Source organism: Maribacter sp. UH1 (assembly GCF_056839145.1).
In genome coordinates, this window is sequence record NZ_CM166387.1 from 327306 (window position 1) to 345242 (window position 17937).

Annotated in this window: 19 protein-coding genes; 12 read left to right on the plus strand and 7 right to left on the minus strand. The window is 32.7% G+C overall.

The window, feature by feature from the left end; all coding sequences use genetic code 11:
- The first annotated feature begins 29 nt into the window (after positions 1-29).
- The 7 genes from UH1x_RS01555 to UH1x_RS01585 all read left to right on the plus strand — a co-directional run bounded on the left by UH1x_RS01555 (position 30) and on the right by UH1x_RS01585 (position 6619).
- A complete protein-coding gene (locus UH1x_RS01555; protein ID WP_482624581.1) occupies positions 30-863 on the plus strand; it encodes a universal stress protein in 834 nt (277 codons plus the stop codon).
- Positions 864-868: 5 nt separating this feature from the next.
- Positions 869-1717 carry a universal stress protein gene (locus tag UH1x_RS01560; protein WP_482624582.1) on the plus strand — a complete coding sequence of 283 codons (849 nt, stop codon included), beginning with the start codon at positions 869-871 and terminating at the stop codon, positions 1715-1717.
- A gap of 64 nt (positions 1718-1781) precedes the next feature.
- Positions 1782-2621 (plus strand): universal stress protein, encoded by an 840-nt coding sequence (locus UH1x_RS01565; protein ID WP_482624583.1) that lies wholly within the window; start codon positions 1782-1784, stop codon positions 2619-2621.
- 131 nt (positions 2622-2752) lie between these two features.
- Complete coding sequence (locus UH1x_RS01570) at positions 2753-3652, plus strand: mechanosensitive ion channel family protein (RefSeq protein WP_482624585.1); 900 nt, start codon at positions 2753-2755, stop codon at positions 3650-3652.
- Between the two features lies 1 nt (position 3653).
- On the plus strand, positions 3654-4499 hold the full coding sequence (locus tag UH1x_RS01575; protein ID WP_482624587.1) for an ATP cone domain-containing protein: 846 nt from the start codon (positions 3654-3656) through the stop codon (positions 4497-4499).
- A 1-nt stretch (position 4500) separates the two neighbouring features.
- Positions 4501-5871, plus strand: a complete 1371-nt coding sequence (locus UH1x_RS01580; RefSeq protein ID WP_482624589.1) for an MBL fold metallo-hydrolase RNA specificity domain-containing protein — start codon at positions 4501-4503, stop codon at positions 5869-5871.
- Positions 5872-5980: 109 nt separating this feature from the next.
- The gene (locus tag UH1x_RS01585) at positions 5981-6619 is read left to right on the plus strand and encodes a hypothetical protein (RefSeq protein ID WP_482624591.1); all 639 of its coding nucleotides are present in this window, start codon (positions 5981-5983) and stop codon (positions 6617-6619) included.
- 6 nt (positions 6620-6625) lie between these two features.
- Here UH1x_RS01585 and cls read toward each other — a convergent pair whose 3' ends face one another.
- From cls to UH1x_RS01620, 7 genes are all read right to left on the minus strand, one after another.
- Complete coding sequence (gene cls / locus UH1x_RS01590) at positions 6626-8035, minus strand: cardiolipin synthase (RefSeq protein ID WP_482624592.1); 1410 nt, start codon at positions 8033-8035, stop codon at positions 6626-6628.
- A 69-nt stretch (positions 8036-8104) separates the two neighbouring features.
- A complete protein-coding gene (locus UH1x_RS01595; protein WP_482624594.1) occupies positions 8105-8794 on the minus strand; it encodes an ABC transporter ATP-binding protein in 690 nt (229 codons plus the stop codon).
- Between the two features lie 10 nt (positions 8795-8804).
- Entirely contained in the window at positions 8805-10067 is a 1263-nt protein-coding gene (locus UH1x_RS01600) for an ABC transporter permease (protein ID WP_482626475.1), read from the minus strand.
- The gene (locus tag UH1x_RS01605; protein WP_482624596.1) at positions 10064-11146 is read right to left on the minus strand and encodes an efflux RND transporter periplasmic adaptor subunit; all 1083 of its coding nucleotides are present in this window, start codon (positions 11144-11146) and stop codon (positions 10064-10066) included. Before UH1x_RS01605 ends, UH1x_RS01600 begins: the two co-directional genes overlap by 4 nt.
- A 170-nt stretch (positions 11147-11316) precedes the next feature.
- Positions 11317-11745: a hypothetical protein gene (locus tag UH1x_RS01610; protein WP_482624598.1), complete on the minus strand. Its 429-nt coding sequence runs from the start codon at positions 11743-11745 to the stop codon at positions 11317-11319.
- 173 nt (positions 11746-11918) lie between these two features.
- Positions 11919-12212, minus strand: a complete 294-nt coding sequence (locus UH1x_RS01615; protein WP_482624600.1) for a hypothetical protein — start codon at positions 12210-12212, stop codon at positions 11919-11921.
- An 11-nt stretch (positions 12213-12223) separates the two neighbouring features.
- Complete coding sequence (locus UH1x_RS01620; RefSeq protein WP_482624602.1) at positions 12224-13099, minus strand: universal stress protein; 876 nt, start codon at positions 13097-13099, stop codon at positions 12224-12226.
- Positions 13100-13330: 231 nt separating this feature from the next.
- Here UH1x_RS01620 and UH1x_RS01625 point away from each other — a divergent pair, with 231 nt between their 5' ends.
- The 5 genes from UH1x_RS01625 (at position 13331) to UH1x_RS01645 (ending at position 17925) form a co-directional block, all read left to right on the plus strand.
- On the plus strand, positions 13331-13789 hold the full coding sequence (locus UH1x_RS01625) for a hypothetical protein (protein WP_482624603.1): 459 nt from the start codon (positions 13331-13333) through the stop codon (positions 13787-13789).
- 41 nt (positions 13790-13830) lie between these two features.
- Entirely contained in the window at positions 13831-14640 is an 810-nt protein-coding gene (locus tag UH1x_RS01630) for a universal stress protein (protein ID WP_482624604.1), read from the plus strand.
- A 14-nt stretch (positions 14641-14654) separates the two neighbouring features.
- Positions 14655-14870, plus strand: coding sequence for a hypothetical protein (locus tag UH1x_RS01635; RefSeq protein ID WP_405396279.1), 216 nt, complete (start codon positions 14655-14657; stop codon positions 14868-14870).
- A gap of 90 nt (positions 14871-14960) precedes the next feature.
- On the plus strand, positions 14961-16643 hold the full coding sequence (locus UH1x_RS01640; RefSeq protein ID WP_482624605.1) for an ABC1 kinase family protein: 1683 nt from the start codon (positions 14961-14963) through the stop codon (positions 16641-16643).
- Between the two features lie 10 nt (positions 16644-16653).
- Positions 16654-17925, plus strand: a complete 1272-nt coding sequence (locus UH1x_RS01645; RefSeq protein ID WP_482624607.1) for an MgtC/SapB family protein — start codon at positions 16654-16656, stop codon at positions 17923-17925.
- Positions 17926-17937 lie beyond the last annotated feature (12 nt).

The window sequence follows — 17937 nt, forward strand, 5'->3', positions numbered from 1 at the left end:
TAATTTTAAGATATCAAAATTATAGTACTATGACACGTATTTTATTACCCACAGATTTCTCTAAAAATTCTTTAACGGCAATACATTATGCGCTGAAATTGTATAAAGATTTAAAATGTACTTTTTATCTTTTAAATAGTTACATGCCGCCTGTATACCATACTGAATATTTAATGGGGAGCCCGGCACAAATAGGTCTAGGAGATATCGTTCAACAAAATTCTCAAGACAACCTTGAAAATCTTAAAGCAAATTTGCAAAAAGAGTTTAATAATCCTTTACATACTTTCATTACTCATTCTGCGCTAAACGTGCTTTCTAGTGAAGTTACCAGAACGGTGGAAGCCGAGGGTATAGATATTGTTGTAATGGGAACCCAAGGCGCTACAGGTGCCAAAGAAATTTTGTTAGGTACCAATACAGTGCACGTTATCAAAAATTCTAAATGTCCAGTTCTGGTCATTCCTTCAAAATTTGAATACGAAGCACCTACGCAAATACTTTTCCCAAATGATTTTGAAGTGTCATTAGATAAAAAAAGTTTGGCACAATTATTAAAGATCACCAATTCTCACGTATCGCAGGTAAATGTAATGCATGTAGATACTGGCGACGTTCTTACTCCTACGCAGGAAAATAATAAAAAACAATTGAGTAACGTATTATCTGAAAGCGGATTTTTCCATGAAGTTAAATGTAATGAGATTATTGCGGCTATAAATGAATTTCAGATTAAGCAAAAAATAAACTTATTAGTCATGGTACAAAACAAACATACCTTTTTAGAACGTTTGTTTATTGAGCCTGTAATCAAGAAAATAGGCTTTCATGTAACAGTGCCATTTTTAGTAATTCCACAATAATAACTATGAAAACCAAAAACATACTTGTAGCAACAGATTTTTCTAATGAAGCCTATAACGCGCTTTTTTATGCTACCCAAATTTTTGCGTCAACAGCATGCACATTTCATATAGTTCATGCCTATGATGATATTATTTTGAGTGCTAAAAACGCACTATTTACAGGTAAGAAAGAGATGGAGCATTTACAAAACCAATCTCAAGAAAACTTGACGAAAACAGCACATAAAATTGTACTTGACACGGGTAATGAAATACACAAATTCAATACCATTTCTAGTAATGGTAGTCTTGACAGTGTAATATCCAAAACGATTGATACTCATGATATTGATTTGGTAGTAATGGGTAACAAAGGTAAAACGGGCGCCAAAGAATTATTTATGGGCAGCAATACCATTCAAATTGCCAATACTATTACTACATGCCCCATTCTGGCCATACCTAGAGAAATTGCCTTTAAACCTATTGAAGAAATCGCTTTTGTTACCGATTATAAAAAAGGATGTACTAAAAATTCTATTTCTATGCTGTTAGATATCGCGTCAATTTCAGATGCTTCAGTTGCAGTTCTGCATATTAATGAAGAGGAATTAATGACTTCTAAACAAGTATCCAATCAAAAACTATTAGATACCTGCTTATTAAATACACCGCACAGCTATGATGAGATTTGGAACTATGCCGATAAGGCAAATGTTATTCAAGATTTCATAGCTGAAAGAGAGATCAATATGTTGGCAATGGCGTATCATAGAAGAAAATTCTTTGAACGTTTTTTACATGAGCCCGTAATTATGGATTTAAGTATCTATGCCACTATTCCGTTTCTGATTCTACCGGTACAAGACTGATATTTATCATAGTAATTGAGTTAACTGGACAATATATTTATAGAACAATCTAAATCATTTAACAATGAACAAGCGTATTTTAATACCTACCGATTTTTCTAAAAATGCTTTAAACGCAATTAGATATACTGTTGATTTGTACGCCAAATTAAACTGTGACTTTTATTTTTTAAATGTATTCAGTTTTGAAAAGTACACTACCAATAGCTTAAATATACCAGAAGAAGGGAGCGCCGTATATGAGCAGGCAAAAGAGGATTCTGAAAAAAACTTTGTGAAGCTATTAGATACCTTGTCCTTACACCCAGAAAACCTAAAGCATAATTATTATACCGAATCTACATCTAATTTTCTATCAGAAGCAATAAAGAAAATTATAAGCGAAAAAGATATTGATTTGGTGGCTATGGGAACAAAAGGGGCTACCGGATCTAAAGGTGTGTTATTTGGTAGTAATACTGTAATGGCAATGGAAAAAATTAGGGAATGCCCTGTGCTTGCAATACCTGAGCATGTATCATTTATGTCTCCTAAAGAAATTGTTTTTCCTACAGATTATAAAGATGTATACAAAAGATCAGAATTTAGATACCTTATAGAATTGGCTAATATGCATCATGCTGAAATTACCATTTTACATCTAGAAAAGAATAAAGAACTTACTAAAACTCAACAGAGCAACAAGCAATTGTTATCATTAATATTAAGTGATACCGCACACCAATTTCACACACTTACCGAAAAAAACCTAGGTAAAGGTATACAGAGCTTTGTTGAAAGTAGAGAAAGCGACATGGTGTCTTTCATAAACCGTAAACACTTCTTTTTTGGAAATGTTTTCTCTAGACCATTAATTAAAGAGATTGGTTATGATAGTGATGTTCCCATACTAGCATTACATTAAGATGCTTTAGAATTGATACGTACCTACAAATAAAATTATCATAACATATTTTAGACATCCTTGGTTGGTTGATGCCTAAAGTTAAACCGTCAAAGAATTCGCTTCATTGGCGGTTTTTTTAAACAATTCATATGGATACAATTTCTAACTTATTAGAGAACCCTACGCTAATTAAAATAATCAAGTTAATTGCGTGGATTCTCTTTATAGTTTTCATTATCAGTTTTATCAGAAAAGCGCTTAAAAAAAGGATAGAAGATATTTCTATAAGGTACAAGGCGCAAAAAGGTGTTGAACTTATAGGTTATGTACTTATTATTTTCTTAGTTCTAATGGCATTTACTGTTGATAGCATTAAAGATTATACCATAATTATCGGCTTATTTACCGCTGGTATCACATTTACCCTACAAGAATTGATACTTAGTATTGCAGGCTCTTTCTATATATTTTTTGTTCGCGTGTATAAACCTGGTGACCGCATTGAAATCAATAATATAAAAGGTGATGTTATTGATATTGACAGTATTTACACCACTATTATGGAGATGGGAGAATGGGTTAGCAGTGACAACTATTCAGGTAGAATAGTAAAAATCAGTAATGCTTTTGTTTTTAAAGGTCCGATAAAGAATTATTCAATGGATTTCCCTTTCGTTTGGGATGAACTAAATATTCTCATTACTTATAATTCTGATACTGAACTTGCCAAAACCATTATGCTGAAAACCGCCAATGCATTTTTATCTGATTACACAGAAAAATCAAAAGCTAATTGGCAACAAATGGTAGCTCATTATTATATAGAAGATGCAACGATCGAACCAACGATAGCCATGAGCCTTACCGATAATTGGGTACAATTAAATTTAAGATATATAACAGATTATAAAAGAAGAAGAAATACAAAACACACGCTATTTCAACATATTGAAAAAGCGATTTCTAATACAAATGGTAAAGTAACCCTAGCTTCTACTACATTACAATTACTTGAGGTACCACCGCTTAATGTTAATTTAAAAAAGTAATATGGATATTAAAGAATCTATTGACATTATAAAATCTTCTGGGCAGAAAATGAAGTTCTCGTTAGACAAACTTCGTAACTCTCTTAAGCACAGTGGCGCAAACCATGAACTGGTAGAAGAAATTGTTAGCAAGGTATATGATGAACTTTTTGAAGGTATTACCTCTAATGAAATCTATAATAGAGCGTATTCGTTGCTTAAAAAAAACAAGTCCGTATTCGCCTCTAAATACAAACTCAAAAAGGCTATCTATGAATTGGGTCCAACTGGTTTTCCTTTTGAACGTTTTATAGCCGCTATATTACAATATTCAGGTTATGAAGTTGACGTAGACATCATATTAAATGGTGCCTGCGTTACCCATGAAATTGATGTTATTGCAGAAAAAAATGGTTCGGCAACTCTTATAGAATGTAAATTTCACAATGAAGAGGGGCGTAATTGCAACGTTAAAATTCCGCTTTACATACACTCTAGATATAATGATGTAAAAGCACACTGGATAACAAATAAAAATAACAAACCATTAAATAAAGGTTGGGTAGTTACAAACACCCGATTCACTGAAGATGCCTTAACCTACGGTAAATGTGCAGGTCTTTATCTTTTAAGTTGGGATTTTCCAAAAGACGACGGACTAAAAGACAGAATTGATAGGCTTGGGCTCTACCCTATTACGGTTTCTAGCTTGTTATCTAAAAGAGAAAAACAATTTCTATTAAGCAGAAATGTGGTACTGTGTAGACAACTTGTAAAAGACAAATTTTACCTAGATCACCTTGGTATTTCTACCGAACGAAAATCCAAAATTTTAGACGAAATCTCACAACTTTGCAAAACTCAATAACATGAAAAAAGTACGTATAAAATTTTTAGGCGCTTCTGGTACAGTTACAGGTTCTAAATTTTATCTAGAAACTCCTGAACTGAATATCATGATAGATTGTGGCATGTTTCAAGGTCTTAAAGAGTTACGTGAAAAAAATTGGGAGCCTTTATCTATAGACGCTAGTAAAATAGATGTGGTAATGCTAACACATGGCCACCTAGACCACACCGGCTACTTACCTAGGTTGGTAAAAGAAGGTTTTAAAGGAGATATCATAGGCACATACCCTACTTTAGCCATTGCTCGTGTTATTTTGCTTGATAGTGCCAAAATACAAGAAGAACAAGCTAAAAAGGCAAATGAAGAAGGCTTTTCTAAACACCCTAAAGCGCTTCCCTTTTATAATATTATAGAAGCTGAAAAAACCATTAGATTATTCTCTGGAAGAAAAAGAGATGAATGGTTTCAACTTTCAGAAAACATTCGCTTTAAATATAGATATAACGGCCATATCATTGGTTCTACTTTTATTGAATTGGAGATATTCGGAAAAATGTTCGTTTTCTCTGGCGATGTAGGCAGATTGAACGATGAGTTATTAATGCCTCCAGAAAGACCCGAATGGGCAGACTATTTATTTTTAGAAAGTACCTATGGCAACAAACTACATCCTAAAGAAAACATTACTGAAATTTTAAGTGATTTGGTTCAAAAAACCATTAATGAACGTGGTACGTTGATTATACCTTCTTTCGCCGTTGAAAGATTACAACTACTCATGTTTTTGTTTTGGGATTTATATAAAAAGAACAAAATACCCAACATACCCATATTTATAGATAGCCCAATGGGTAGTAATGTTCTAGATGTATTTGGGCAATTTACAGATTGGCATAAGCTCAACCAAAATGATTTCCAAGCTATGTGCAATCACTTTACCATTACATCATCATACGCAGATACTTGGAAAATTATAGATGACCCAAGACCTAAAATTGTAATTGCAGGTAGCGGCATGGTTACTGGCGGCCGCGTACTCACCTATTTAAAACAGTTGATAGATGAACCCAAAACAAAGGTTCTATTAGTTGGTTACCAAGCAGAAGGTACACGTGGCAGACAATTGTTAGAGGGTACGCATGAACTCAAATTATTCGGAAAATATTATCCGGTAAAAGCTAGTATTCATTTTATTGAGAGCCTTTCTGCACATGCAGACCAAGCTGAGCTTCTTCATTTTATTGATGGTATTAAAAATACCATAGAAAATGTTTTCTTAATTCATGGTGAACCAGGGGCTTTAGATGCTTTTAAAGTAAAAATAAGAGATACCAAAGGGTGGAACTGTCATATACCCAAATTAGAAGAAACAATAGATTTGCTTGTATAGCAGCCATTACTACTCTAATTTGCTAAGTATATAGACTGACAATCGTCATATCCCTAACTTTTACAAAATAGTATCTTCGAAAAATATTAGTATTAAATACACCTGCCTTATGAAAAAGTTAATTGTAATATTATCATTGATGTTTATGGGTTGTTCTTCTATTAGTTTAGTAGAAAACTGGAAAAACCCAGATATCGTAATATTCAATGCCAACAAGGTTCTAATTGTAGGTATGGCACAGAATGATGATACACGAGAAGACTTTGAAACCAAATTACAAAAAGAATTTACTAGCAGAGATGTAGAAGCATGGCGCAGTATAGACATTTTTGACCTGTCCCTGACCGATTCCCGTAAGACCGAAAAAGAACTAGACGATGTGGAACAAAGTCTATTAGACAAAGATTTTGACGCTATTTTACTTACCAAAATTATAGGGTCTGAAAATCGTGAGAACTTTGTAAAATCAATCTCTAGATGGGATGACCACCAGTCTAGATTCAACGATGATTATTTAGAACATCAAGGTATTTATTACGATGACAACTACTATGACCAATATACTATTTACCATGCAGAGACTACTTTATATTGCATTTGTGAAGGTAAAGAAAGAGCTATGATATGGAGGGGAATCATCGAAATCACTGAACCTAACAATATTGATAAGGCAATTAAAGATTACGTTAAAATGATTATCGTTGCGATGGAAGATCAAGATTTGGTTTTTACTTCTCAAGTTGAATAAACAACTCTAGAACAACGGACTCAGTACTTTGCCAACACCTTCTTTAAGCTTTTTGCTCCAAGGTCTTTTTATATATTCATCATAGATTAATTCATTACTGATAAGACAATCATTTAGAAAATCTTCTTTCAATTGTTTGGCAATTTGTTTGTGATACATAATTGCATTTACCTCATAATTTTGCTCAAAGCTTCGGTCATCTAAGTTTGCTGTACCTATGGAAGAAATGGCATCGTCACTCACCATAATTTTACTATGTAGAAAGCCGTCAGGGAAAAGATATATCTTAATACCTGCTTTTAAAAACAGCTCAAAATAAGAATGTACAGACCAACTTACCACCTGGTTATCTGCCTTTTCAGAAACTAGCAACCTCACATCTACCCCACTCAATGCTGCAGTTTGCAATGCCCTTACCAATGCCTGCCCTGGTATAATATATGGGTTGGTAATATAAATATAGTTCTTGGCCATATTTATCATAGAAAAATAAGTCTGCTCTAACACTGGAAAATCATCATCCGGACCACCGGCAACAATTTGTACCAATTCATTAGTATTGGCATCTGATTCAGCAGGTAATGGAAGTTTTATAGGTTCTAATAATTGTGTACTCACCAAGTACCAATCTGTCATAAAAACTTGATCTAGCTGTGTAGCAGAAGAACCTTTAAGCCTTAAATGCATATCATGCCATTTACCCAGACCTACTTGACCTTTTAAATATTTATCAGAAACATTAATACCACCTGTAAAAGCAATTTTACCATCTACAACGATTATTTTTCGGTGATTTCTAAAATTCAATGAGTAAAAATACCTGCCAAATTTAAATGGTAAAAACGAATATACTTCTACACCAATTTCTATAAGTTTCTTTAGGTATTTTTTACTTAAGGAGAAGCTACCAATACCATCATAAATCATTCGTACCGATACACCATGAGCTATCTTTTCTTCAAATAATGCCAATAGTCTATTAGCGAGATCTCCGTCTTCATAAATGTAATATTGAATATGTATTCTGACTTTTGCTCCTTCTAATGCCTCAAATATTGTTTCAAAGGTTGTTCTGCCATCTTTCAATATTTTCAGATTATTACCTGAAGTTGGTGGAAAATGAGAATTCTTATAACTAAGTGTCATCAATTTACCATACTTACCCTCAAATACATTTTTCTGTTCTGCATTTGGCTTAGGTAATCTTTTGAATAAGTCTTTTTGATTTTGAATAAGTTTGTACCTTCTTCTATTTCGACCTAATAATAAATAAAGAAAAATACCACCCACAGGTAGTGCAAAAATGGTTAAAAGCCAAGCCAGACTTTTGGTAGGCTTTGCCCCATATAACAAAATCGACAATACTATAGACAATGCTATTAATACATATATACCAATAAAAATTGAAGTCCACATAGAGTTCGTATTCTAGAAATCACATTTGGCTTTAATGCTATTTAGTTGAAAAATGCTACATGTGATTTGTTACAAGTTACTAGATTTACCAACAATACGGCCATCTTCCATTTGAATGATGTAATCTGTTCGTTTGGCAAAGTCTTCATCATGCGTAACAATAAGCAAAGACAACCCTTCTTCTTCTTTTAATTGCTTGAAAATATTAAAAACATTATCAGAATTGTAACTATCTAAATTACCCGTAGGTTCATCTCCCATAAGTATGGAGGGATTATTAATTAATGCCCTAGCGATAGCAACACGTTGTTTCTCCCCACCAGAAATACGAGATGCCTTTTGTTTAGCCAAAGATTCAATACCTAACATTTTCAATTTCTGCATAGCATCGTGTTCAATTTCTTGGTGACTTTTACGAGCTAATTTTTTTGCCGGTAACATTACATTTTCAACCACACTAAATTCAGATAATAGGTAATGAAATTGAAATACAAATCCAATATTCTCATTTCTTATAAGTGATAACTCAGTTGCAGACAAACCGGTTATCAATTTATTGTTCAATAATAATTCGCCGGTATATTCGGTATCCATAGTTGATAAAATATACAGCAATGTAGATTTTCCAGAACCTGACTTCCCCATAATAGAAGCAAATTCCCCATTAAATATTTTAAAGGAAATATCTTTTAAAACATGAAAATCCTTAGGCTTATGAAAGTGCTTATTTATATCTTTTGCTTCTAATACAATGTCCATTTACTATTTATTAAGTACCTCTAATAATTTTTACAGGATCAATATGCTTCGCTTTAATAGAGGGCAACCATCCTGCTATAAAAGTTGAAATTAACGCAAAGACAATACCTATTATATAGTACATGGCACTAAAATGAACAGGATATGTTGTCATTGTAGGTAAAGCCTCTGTCTTAAAAGGAACACCATCAATTATAACAGATAGAATAAAACCTAAAATCAAACCTAAAACGCCACCTATTATACCAATAATCATTGCCTGGCTCATGAAAATGTACTGCACATCCTTACCTGAAAAACCGGTAGCTTTTAAAATGGCGATATCTTTCATTTTTTCATAAATAAGCATATTTAGAATATTATATATTCCAAAACCTGCTACTATTAAAAGTGTTATTGAAACCGCATAGGTTATTAAATTACGAATGTTGGTACCGGTCTCAAATTGGGCATTTGCCTCATTAATATCTGTTGCTGTAACAGCAAATTGTTTTTCGAAACCCTTTGCCAATATCGGGGCATTTTCAATATTGTTTAATTTAATATTTATATCTGTGATATAGTTTTGCGCCTCTCCTAAAATTCGCTGTACGGTTTTTAAGTTACAATAGCTTTGAGAGTTATCAATATCAGCTACTCCGCTCTGGTAGATACCTACTATTTTCAAAGGAAATACAGCTCCTTGGGCGGTACTTATCTGTACTCTATCACCAATCTTCAATGACATTTTACTGGCAAGACCAGAACCTAGTAAAATTCCGTTATCCATAGTATTTAAAGCTTCTGGTGATCCCTCAACAATATAATCGCGCATATTAGAAAGTCGTGTTTCCTCCATAATATCTACACCTATTAAATTACCCGATAATTCTATAGAACCCGATAAATAAAATATCTGTGCGCGTACTTGTGCCGTTGCTCCTTTTACCTCATCCATTTGCTTTAAATGATTTAAAATAGGAAGCGCATTATGAATCTTTTTTTGTCCGTTTTTCGGTTTTATAGAACTGATCATTTGAACCGCGTTATTAAACTGCTCATACAGCGAAACTGGCTGATCTATGGTGGGTTCTATTTCATTATACAAATGAATATGTGGTGTTTGGTTTAATACCAAGTCATCTAACATATCGTTTAGACCGGTCATAAAACTTACCATAGTAATGTAAGCACCTATACCAAACGTAACCCCTAATGCTGCCGTTGCTGTAGATTTCATCTTCGTAAGAAGATGTGTTTTAGCGATATTTAGTATAACTGGCCAATTCATTATTGAACTGGTTTTAAAATCATATCATTTTCGGTAATACCAGAAATAATTTCAACCCTTTCTAAGTTTTCAGCTCCTACTTCTACCGTTACGGTACCCTCTTCTGTTACTACTTTATTACCATCCACTAAATAATCTCTGGGTATGGTAAGTGCATTTTCTTTTTCTGAAATTACAATATTACCCTCGCCAGCAAGACCGGGATATAATACCTTGGGCGGATTTTTAAATAGTGCCTCAACCTTGAATGTTTGCGATGTTTCATCTTTTTGAGGATATATCTTGCTCACCGTAGCCGTAAAAACTTCCATTGGGTAAGCATCTAAGGTTATCAATGTTTTCTGACCTAATTTAATTTTAATGATATCTACCTCATCTATCAACATTTCTATTTTAAAGTCGGTAGCGCTACCAATTGCACCTAATGGCTCTAGCGTGCTAATTAGTTCACCAGGTTCTTTAAACAAAGCATAAACCTTACCGTTGATCTTGCTATTAATAGTATAATCTTCTGCTATAATTTTAGAGGATGAATAACTGTTTTTAGCTTGCTGTAAAGCAGTCTCTAAATCATTTTTTGTTCTTTCATAACTAGACCTTTGTTGATTTAGTTGATTTCTTGAAAGCTCATAGTTCAACTTTTGAGTATCAAACTCCGCTTTTGATCCTATATTCTGCTCCCAAAGTCGTTTTTGTCTAGCAAAATTGATAGAATCGTTATTGAACTTTAGTTCTGCTGCGTAAATATCATCTTCAATACTTTTTAAAATAGCGGCATTTCCTTGAAAGTTTTCTTTGGACTGCTGTAAGGTCAAATATGCGTTTTCTGAATTTAATTTAGGAGTGCGATTATTTACCTGCAGAATAAGATCTCCCTTTTTGACCAAATCTCCCTCTTCTACTAGGTTATCATCTAAAATACCAGCTACAACAGCATAAACTTGATATATACTATCTGGTTGAACAGTGGCAGACGCATATACCGAAGATATCAATTGAGATTTTTGCGGAAGTACCTTTTCTTGTTTCTCTCCACAGGAAAGAAAAAGTAGAAATAGTACACTAAGGTTCAGATATCGCATGAATTATAGATTATTATAATTCAAAATAATAGAAAATCTTTGTGGTATTATATGAGTAAAATCATACCTAGAGGAATCTTGGTATAAACATTATAAAATTTTATAGATATACCACGTGAAGATTAAAGTAGTAATCTCTTAAAATTATAATGAAGTTGGTTTTTTCTATATTATTTTAAAGCTTTTCTAAGTTTTGCTTTTTTATTTTTCAGTCTTTTGACCGATGCGCTTAACTTGCTTTTCATTTTTTTAATCTCACTTTTCTTTGCGTCTTTCTTTTTAGCTTTCTTCAACTTGCTCTTTAGACTTTCTACCTTCTTAGCTGATTTTGTAACTTGTTTAATCTCTGCTTTCATTTTTTTAGTTAATTTAATTTTACTTGATTTCCTCTTATTATTTTTTTCTTTCTTCTTTTTAGAAGTAGTTTTTTTCTTGGATTTCTCTTTTTTTAAATTTTCAGGTGTAAGCTCTGCATCTAAATCCGCTTCTAGATTTTCAATAGCATCAACTATGGTTACACCCTGCTCTTGTACCACCGTACTTTCTTTTGATAATGGTTGTTCATTATTTGACACACTATTATTATTCTCTACCACCATTATTCTATTTACTATTTATATACACAAAATTAACATTAAATTTACATAAGACAAATCTATAGCGCGTTTTAATTTATCTTAAGGTTATACTATCTATGGGTATTCTATATCAAGCATAATTTGCTTAAATATTGATTTACACTATTTAAGTCAACCTTTATTAAACCTTTTAACTATAACTGCAGCAAGAAATCCGGGCAGAGAATCGGCAGAAATACAAACACAAACAAAAAGAACAAAACAGCCCATAGAACCCCCATAAGAAGTGGGTAAATTATAATATCTCCTTTAACTTTTGGTTTTAAAGAATGAGCTAGCAGACCGTGAATACCCATGCTAAACAAAGTGAAAATGATTGCTGAAATTGTAATTAAATATGCTTTTGAATGTGTGTCTCTAATGGCGAACAAATAAAAACCTAATCCTAATGCAATCGCTATTATAATACTATAAATTCTTCTTGCCATGACTTACTTTTTTAAAGTGCTTGTTTGAAATAAAATAATTGATGATTTGATCCTCTAAAACTTAAGAGCGGTACTCTACCGTAAGATTCCATTTTCTTCACTAAATCTCTATGAAATACGTTTTTTAGAATTCCCTTATGTTCTCTTTCAAGCATTACCACTAAATCTGCATTTGTATCACCTAGGTACATTCTAAGCGTTTCAAATACATCTTCTGTAAACAATAATTCAAAATCAATTTTGTTATAGCTTACTTTTTCATTGAGCATCTCTTTAAACCACTCTAGCTGCATTTCTCCTTTGTATTCATCTTTAGTAGAAATATGAACCACTTTTATAGCTGCTTTTAATTGTTGAGCCATTTCTACCAACTTACGAATGGCATATATATCTTCTTCTTCAAAATCAGTTGCATATACTATATTCTTAATAGGCATATAGGAAGCATCTGACGGTATACTCAATACCGGACAAGGAGCTTTTTCTAATAAGTTTCTAGTAGTACTGCCCATTATCATTTCCCTAATGGCGCTGCCCCCTTTAATACCAAGTATAATTAGGTAAGCATGCCATTCTACTGCAACTGAAATGATACCTTGTACAACAGATTTATCTTCATATGCTTCCAATACAACATTAGGATCTTGCCAAGAACTCCCCAAATGCTCATCGCAGAATTTTTCAAGTTTAAACCTGTGTGATTTATGTGCATTTTGGTCTAGATGCGGAAAAGGTTCGTCAAGATTATCTGTACCCAATATGGTGGGGTAATCAAATACATGACTAATGACCAAACGGGTTTCCATTTGCTTAGCCATATGGTACGCATATTTTAATGCTGCTATAGAATTTTCAGAATAATCAGTACAATATAGTATAGTCTTCACGAGATAATTGTTTTAAATGTTTTATCTAAAGTATTGACTATCAAAACAAAAAAACATGATTAGCATCATGTCTACTAAATTTCATCACGTAAATTGGAAGTCATCTTAAATAGGAATGATTTATCTTATAATACGCACGAATGATAGTTAACTTTATTGTAATCATGATTTTGGTCATAAATTTTCAACCCTTAGGGCAATAACTTTATACTTTAATTTAAAAGTGTAGAAATGAGCAATTTTAGAAATAGACCAAATGACAATTATATTCATGAAGCAGACTGGAAATCTCTCTATGTATTGACCGAGCATTGGAAATCTGATCTGGCTTTCTACAATGAAGACTTAAAGTTTTTACATCATTTAATAGATAAATACTTTATGTGGATTTCTAAGAAAGATAATATCGATATGGTTAGAGAAATTGAAGTAAGCCTTATTGATACGGATAAAAAATGCGATACACTAGTTAAAAAGATTGATACGCACCTACATCATTTAGCTGAGTTAATAGATAACCCTTTTGCCTACGATTCTCACATCTTTAGAACTGAACATGAGCAGCTAGAAGACGATCTTACACTATTTGTAAAGCAATTTAGAGCAAACCGTAAAGAAGTATTTGCTATTACCGAACATGTTATCGATGGCGAAGAAATGGTAAGAAGATTAGGTATTACAAGGGTATAAAAATTAAAGTATTCACTATTAAAACTCAAAGCTTTTCAACTATGAAAAAAGTTATTATTCCTACAGATTTTTCTTTAAATGCGCTAAAGGCAATAGATTACGCTCTTGATCTTTTTAAAAATGAGACGTGCACCTTTTATATTCTTCATGGCTACCATAATGCTCCTTCGTCAGATATGTCTAAATCTGCCACTGTAAAAAAATTAGACCTTTTGGTTAAAAGTTTAGAATTGCAAAATGCTGATAAAGAGTTCTATTTTGAAGGTATTTTGAAAACGGAATCTGTTTTGAATTTAACGAACCAATCTCAAAAAATCATCAATGCAGATTTTATTATTATTGGTACAAGAGGTGCTTCTAACTTAAGTCAGATCTTTATTGGCAGCAATGCTTTAGATTTAATTGAGCATCTAGAAAATTCGGCTTTAATTATTGTTCCTCCAGAATATGAGAGCACTAGTTCAAAAGAAATTGTTTTTGCTACCGATTATAAACATACGTTTACAAATGCAGAGTTATCTCCTCTTTTAAAAATGGTTAACTTAAAAAAAACTACATTAAATATCGCGCATGTTAAAACCGAAGAAGTTTTAAGCGATGAACAAAAAGCGAACAAAGAATTATTGAAAAGTGAATTGAAAGAAGTCAAAAATCATTTTTTTGAAATTGAACTTCAAGACAATGTGGCGTACACTCTTTACCAAATTGAAAAGGAAAACCAGCGTATTGACACCATGGTGATTTTGAAAACCAAACATGGCTTTTTCAAACAACTGTTAAGAGAAAATATCATTAAAAATCTAAGTGCTAAAACAAAAATTCCATTATTAGTTTTACCACAAGTCAAATAATTAAAATCAAGGATATGAAGCAATTACATAAAGTTTTAAATGAAATTACAGCGCTGACTACAGATATTGAAACCAACTACCCAGAGCTTTATCGCTCATTGGATGAAAACCCAATGACCTTGCCTGTTAGTCAACACCCACATATGGACAAGGTTGTAATGCAAGAATATTTAGAAAGCTTAAAACAAATGCTGAATCATTATCTTGAAGAGCATAAAAGTTCTAAGTAACAGTAAAAGAATACTCCGCTAATGCTTGGATAAATTTTTGTTCTTACTTTATATTTATAAAAACAACAGACCGTAATAGACCAATACTAAATGGCCATATTAAGAATTCCAACTCAAAAAGAAATAAAGCGGTACGCTACCCTATTCAATGTACTGGTTAAATACGGTTTTGAAGATGTGTTATCTCATAGTCCCATTCTTAAAATAATTCCAAAGAAATATTTAGAAAAACATCCGGAAACGAAAACAAATCTTTCCTTTTCTAAATATGAACGTATAAGAATGGTGTTAGAGGAATTAGGACCTACCTATATAAAACTTGGGCAGATTTTTAGTACTCGTGAAGATATGCTGCCGCTGGAGCTCATAGATGAGCTAGAAAAATTACAAGATCATGTACCCAAGCTTAAAGACTTTGATGTATTAGCTACTGTTGAAGAAGAATTAGGTATTGAAAAGTTCAAGTATTTTGCTACAATTGAATTAGAGCCATTAGCTGCCGCATCTTTAGCACAGGTACATCGTGCACAACTAGTAAACGGCGAAACGGTAATTTTAAAAATTCAAAGACCGAATATCACTGAGATTATTGAAGCCGACCTTATGGTCATGAAACAGGTTGCAGATAGTCTTGAGAAATATAGTTCACAGGCAAAAGCTTTTCAACCTATTCGTATTATAGAATCTTTTGAACGCAGTATAAAAGAAGAACTTCAGTTTGCAAGGGAAATAGACAATACTGAACGTTTTGCCCAAAATTTTGCGGGTAATGAGTTTATTCATGTTCCTGAAGTCTATAAAGAACTTTCTACAGATAAAATTATTTGTATGGAGTTTATAGATGGTATTAAAGTATCTAATGTAGAAGCATTGATTACCGCAAACATAGACCCAAAAGCGGTTGCCAAAATTGGTGTAGACCTTTATATTGAACAAATATTGGATTTTGGTTTTTTTCATGCAGATCCTCATCCTGGTAACATATTTATACTTCCGGAAAGTGGAAAAATATGCTTTTTAGATTTCGGAATGATGGGTACTATTTTGCCAAATGAAAAAGAATCTATAAATGATCTATTGCTCTATTTTTTAAGTAAAGACGTTAAAAAAATAATTACTTTACTAGAGAAAATTGCCATTAGAACCAACATACCCGATTATAAAAAACTAGAACAAGATTTATATCAATTACTTGAAGGTGTTAGTAATACCGCCATCCAAAATATTAAACTTGGCGATACCTTATCGCAGTTTAAGATTGTTTTGTACGAGAATAAAATTATAATACCACATTACCTTTATATGCTTATTAGAGGTATTATTCTTATTGAAGGTGTAGGTCTTAAACTTGATCCTGAATTTAATATCACTGAAAATCTAGAACCGTATACAGCAAAGATTTTACGAAAGAGATTTAGTTTAAAATACCTGTTCAAAAAGAATCTGAATCGTTTAAAAGATATCAATGCCTTAGCAGATACACTGCCGGATGATATAAACACCATCGTAAAAAAAATAAAAGATGGTAAATTAGAAATTATACATGAACACAAAGGTCTTAAAGAATTTCAGACAGCAACTAGCAAGGCAGTAAACCGTTTAGTTTTCGCCGTAATAATCGCTGCACTTTCAATAGGCTCATCATTATTGGTAATGGCAAAAATGCCACCGTTAATAAATGGCATACCTCTTTTGGGTGCTATTGGGTTTGTACTATCTGCAATTTTGGGTTTTTATATTATCATTTCTATTTTCAGAAATGATCAATTTTAACAGTTGATAAATGGATGAAGTTGATAAAATACTAAAAGTATTTGACCCTTATATTTTAGGGGTACTATTAAGTCTTGGCATAGGTCTAATTCTTGGACTTGAGCGAGAGTATAACAACTTAAAAGAAGATAAAGGGTTTGCAGGTATACGTGCTTTCCCTATCGTTGCTATTATAGGTTTTACTTTAGGTAGCCTAACCGAAACCTACTCTACCTGGTTACCTATTATTGGTTTAGGTGCCTTCATTTTCTTTTTAGGCTTCAATCATTTATATAAAGAGACTGTTGAGTATGAAAGGAGCTTTACTACCAACATTGCTTTAATTGCTACCCTAATATTAGGTTTAATGGTTTCTGCCGAATATTATAGAAATGCAGTTGCAACTGCGGTAATTATCGTGACCTTGCTTTCTCTTAAGACTCGTTTTCATACCGTTATTAGAAACATTACTTCTGACGAGCTTTTTGCGTTGATAAAATTTTCTATAATCGCTTTATTGATTCTACCGTTTTTACCTAATAACAACTACGGTCCTAATGAGTTGATAAATCCGTTTGAGATTGGGTCTATTATTGTCATTGTATCGTTCTTAAACTTCATTGGTTATTTTCTGGTCAAATTTGTAGGCTCTAAAAAAGGAATTTTATTGACTGCTATTCTTGGCGGACTCATTTCAAGTACGGCAGTGACATGGAGCTACGCATCTAGAAGTGTTGAATCTCCAGAATTGTCTAGAAAATATGCTGCGGGTATCATCATTGCATCGGCAATTATGTTTCCAAGACTCGCATTATTGACTTACATTTTTAATAGTGCGTTATTTATGTATGTAGCAATACCCTTTGCTGTGTTTTCAGTAATATGTCTTATAGTTTCTTTAATTCTAATTAAAGAAGATACCAATAAACCAGACACGAATATCAACCTTGGCAACCCAATGAATCTTCTTAATGCCATTGGTTTCGGTGTTATTTATGTGGTAATACTCTTTGCTGTTTTTTATAGTAATCAATATTTTGGAGAAAGTGGATTGTACTATTCTGCTTTAATTGCCGGTTTAGCAGATACCGATGCCATCACTATTAGTTTAGCAAAATTTGCTTCTGACCCAGAAAAAATCAAACTGGCATCTTCTGTAATTGTTACCGCCGTAATGAGTAATATGCTTGTTAAATTAGGAATTGCCCTATTTAAAGGTTCTAAAGTAACTGGTAAATTAGTGGGCTATACTTTTGCAGGTATTATTGTAGTTGGCTTTTTATATGCTGTGATTGCTAAATGAAATTATTGCTTC

What these genes read in the sequence shown, in the direction of transcription:
- UH1x_RS01575 (WP_482624587.1), top strand. Translation starts at nt 3,654, where the DNA reads ATGGATATTAAAGAATCTATTGACATTATAAAATCTTCTGGGCAGAAA.
- UH1x_RS01560 (WP_482624582.1), top strand. Translation starts at nt 869, where the DNA reads ATGAAAACCAAAAACATACTTGTAGCAACAGATTTTTCTAATGAAGCC.
- UH1x_RS01605 (WP_482624596.1), bottom strand. Translation starts at nt 11,146, where the DNA reads ATGCGATATCTGAACCTTAGTGTACTATTTCTACTTTTTCTTTCCTGT.
- UH1x_RS01570 (WP_482624585.1), top strand. Translation starts at nt 2,753, where the DNA reads ATGGATACAATTTCTAACTTATTAGAGAACCCTACGCTAATTAAAATA.
- UH1x_RS01595 (WP_482624594.1), bottom strand. Translation starts at nt 8,794, where the DNA reads ATGGACATTGTATTAGAAGCAAAAGATATAAATAAGCACTTTCATAAG.
- UH1x_RS01630 (WP_482624604.1), top strand. Translation starts at nt 13,831, where the DNA reads ATGAAAAAAGTTATTATTCCTACAGATTTTTCTTTAAATGCGCTAAAG.
- UH1x_RS01555 (WP_482624581.1), top strand. Translation starts at nt 30, where the DNA reads ATGACACGTATTTTATTACCCACAGATTTCTCTAAAAATTCTTTAACG.
- UH1x_RS01645 (WP_482624607.1), top strand. Translation starts at nt 16,654, where the DNA reads ATGGATGAAGTTGATAAAATACTAAAAGTATTTGACCCTTATATTTTA.
- UH1x_RS01625 (WP_482624603.1), top strand. Translation starts at nt 13,331, where the DNA reads ATGAGCAATTTTAGAAATAGACCAAATGACAATTATATTCATGAAGCA.
- UH1x_RS01585 (WP_482624591.1), top strand. Translation starts at nt 5,981, where the DNA reads ATGAAAAAGTTAATTGTAATATTATCATTGATGTTTATGGGTTGTTCT.
- UH1x_RS01565 (WP_482624583.1), top strand. Translation starts at nt 1,782, where the DNA reads ATGAACAAGCGTATTTTAATACCTACCGATTTTTCTAAAAATGCTTTA.
- cls (WP_482624592.1), bottom strand. Translation starts at nt 8,035, where the DNA reads ATGTGGACTTCAATTTTTATTGGTATATATGTATTAATAGCATTGTCT.
- UH1x_RS01635 (WP_405396279.1), top strand. Translation starts at nt 14,655, where the DNA reads ATGAAGCAATTACATAAAGTTTTAAATGAAATTACAGCGCTGACTACA.
- UH1x_RS01610 (WP_482624598.1), bottom strand. Translation starts at nt 11,745, where the DNA reads ATGGTGGTAGAGAATAATAATAGTGTGTCAAATAATGAACAACCATTA.
- UH1x_RS01615 (WP_482624600.1), bottom strand. Translation starts at nt 12,212, where the DNA reads ATGGCAAGAAGAATTTATAGTATTATAATAGCGATTGCATTAGGATTA.
- UH1x_RS01640 (WP_482624605.1), top strand. Translation starts at nt 14,961, where the DNA reads ATGGCCATATTAAGAATTCCAACTCAAAAAGAAATAAAGCGGTACGCT.
- UH1x_RS01580 (WP_482624589.1), top strand. Translation starts at nt 4,501, where the DNA reads ATGAAAAAAGTACGTATAAAATTTTTAGGCGCTTCTGGTACAGTTACA.